General features: G+C 51.4%; 1 rRNA gene. It reads right to left on the minus strand.

Annotation, left to right across the window (positions count from 1 at the left end):
• Nucleotides 1–2,823: ribosomal RNA gene (locus H6F47_RS27210) — 23S ribosomal RNA — on the minus strand.
• Nucleotides 2,824–2,935: the final 112 nt, after the last annotated feature.

A 2,935-nucleotide genomic window follows, 5' to 3' on the forward strand; every position in this document is an offset into this window, starting at 1 on the left:
GAGGTCAAGCCCTCGGTCTATTAGTACCCCTCTGCTACATACATTACTGTACTTCCACATAGAGCCTATAAACGGGTGTTCTGCCCGTGACCTTACCCACTTAAAGTGGTGAGAACACTCATCTTGAGGTGGGCTTCCCACTTAGATGCTTTCAGCGGTTATCCGCTCCGAACTTGGCTACCCAGCGTCTACCGTTGGTACGATAACTGGTACACCAGCGGTTCGTTCCTCCCGGTCCTCTCGTACTAAGGAGGACTCCTCTCAATGTTCTTGCGCCTGCACCGGATATGGACCGAACTGTCTCACGACGTTCTGAACCCAGCTCACGTACCGCTTTAATGGGCGAACAGCCCAACCCTTGGGACGTACTTCCGCCCCAGGTTGCGATGAGCCGACATCGAGGTGCCAAACCTCCCCGTCGATGTGGACTCTTGGGGGAGATCAGCCTGTTATCCCTAGAGTAACTTTTATCCGTTGAGCGACGGCCATTCCATGCTGCGCCGTCGGATCACTAAGGCCTACTTTCGTACCTGCTCGACTTGTCGGTCTTGCAGTCAAGCTCTCTTAATGCCTTTACACTCGTCGCACGGTTTCCAAGCGTGCTGAGAGAACCTTTGCGCGCCTCCGTTACCTTTTAGGAGGCGACCGCCCCAGTCAAACTGCCCACCTGAAACTGTCCTCTCTCCGGCTCACGGAGATGAGTTAGAATTCTAGCTTCGCCAGAGTGGTATCTCACCGTTAGCTCCCTTCTCCCCACAAGGAGAAGTTCATCGCTTCCCACCTATCCTGCGCAAGCGAAGCCCGAACACAATTCCAGGCTACAGTAAAGCTTCATAGGGTCTTTCTGTCCAGGTGCAGGCAGTCCGTATCTTCACAGACATTCCTATTTCGCCGAGTCTCTCTCTGAGACACCATCCAGATCGTTACGCCTTTCGTGCGGGTCGGAACTTACCCGACAAGGAATTTCGCTACCTTAGGACCGTTATAGTTACGGCCGCCGTTCACCGGGGCTTCGGTCGTCAGCTTCATGTTACCACTGACCAACTTCCTTAACCTTCCGGCACTGGGCAGGCGTCAGCCCCCATACGTCCTCTTTCGAGTTTGCGGAGACCTGTGTTTTTGGTAAACAGTCGCCTGGATCTCTTCACTGCGACCCACTCTCGTGGGCACCCCTTCTTCCGAAGTTACGGGGCCATTTTGCCGAGTTCCTTAGAGAGAGTTATCTCGCGCCCCTTGGTATTCTCAACCTCCCTACCTGTGTCGGTTTCGGGTACGGGTAACATATGTTCATCACATTACTAGCTTTTCTTGGCACTATCCTTCACCACGCAACGGTCGTAACCGTCTCCCAAACCAATCAGGGTATGGTTATCTTTCATGCGTCCCTAGCAATGCTCCCATACGTTAGTCAGGGATTGTTGACCCTGTGTCCATCGACTACGCCTTTCGACCTCGCCTTAGGTCCCGACTAACCCAGAGTGGACGAACCTGGCTCTGGAACCCTTAGGGTTTCGGGGCATTGGATTCTCACCAATGTTTGCGCTACTCAAGCCGACATTCTCACTTCCGTTTCGTCCACAGCTGCTCGCCGCTACTGCTTCTACCTACGACGGAACGCTCCCCTACCGATTAATTAATTAATCCCACAGCTTCGGTACATCACTTAGCCCCGTTCATTTTCGGCGCAGGATCGCTTGACTAGTGAGCTATTACGCACTCTTTCAAGGGTGGCTGCTTCTAGGCAAACCTCCTAGTTGTCTGTGCAATCCCACCTCCTTTATCACTTAGTGATGATTTGGGGACCTTAGCTGGTGGTCTGGGCTGTTTCCCTCTTGACGATGAAGCTTATCCCCCACCGTCTCACTGGCAATGTGTTCACTGGGTATTCTGAGTTTGTCTCGATTTGGTACCGGTCTCCCAGCCCGCACCGAAACAGTGCTTTACCCCCCAGCTTTAATCATTACCGCTGCGCCTCAACACATTTCGGGGAGAACCAGCTAGCTCCTGGTTCGATTGGCATTTCACCCCTAACCACACCTCATCCGCCGATTTTTCAACATCGGTCGGTTCGGACCTCCACTTGGTGTTACCCAAGCTTCATCCTGGACATGGTTAGATCACCAGGGTTCGGGTCTATAAATACTGATTATCGCCCTCTTCAGACTCGGTTTCCCTTTGGCTCCAGCATTCTCGCTTTAACCTACCAGTACCTATAAGTCGCCGGCTCATTCTTCAACAGGCACGCGGTCATCCGTTTAATCGGACTCCCACTGCTTGTAAGCTAATGGTTTCATGTTCTGTTTCACTCCCCTTCCGGGGTTCTTTTCACCTTTCCCTCGCGGTACTTGTTCGCTATCGGTCACACAGTAGTATTTAGCCTTACGAGATGGTCCTCGCTGATTCACACGGAATTTCACGTGCTCCGTGCTACTCGGGATTCAGCTCCTATCCTTTAACTTTCGACTACAGGACTTTCACCTCCTCTGGTGCAGTATTTAGCTGCTTCGTCTAGTCTCTAGATTCGTTATTGCTGTCCCACGACCCCAAAAGGTAAACCTCTTGGTTTAGGCTTTTCCCCTTTCGCTCACCACTACTAGGGGAATCTCTAGTTGATTTCTTTTCCTCTGGCTACTAAGATGTTTCAATTCGCCAGGTTGGCTCTTTCCTGTCTATATATTCAACAGGTAGTTCATAGGGTTGCCCCATTCGGATATTTCCGGCTCACCGTTTGCTTCCAACTCCCCGGAACATTTCGTCGGTAACCACGTCCTTCTTCGCCTCTGTGTGCCAAGGTATCCACCATTAGCCCTTATTAGCTTGACCACTTAACATTGGTTTTTTTTCATTTCAGTTATCTGCTGCTAAAGCACTAGATTACTGAACTGCCTCGCGTTACTATGCAGTTTTCAAGGTTCTGGCTGGTATTTACCCAGCA

The organism is Sphaerospermopsis sp. FACHB-1094, assembly GCF_014696195.1.
GTDB classification, from domain to species: Bacteria; Cyanobacteriota; Cyanobacteriia; order Cyanobacteriales; family Nostocaceae; genus Sphaerospermopsis; species Sphaerospermopsis kisseleviana.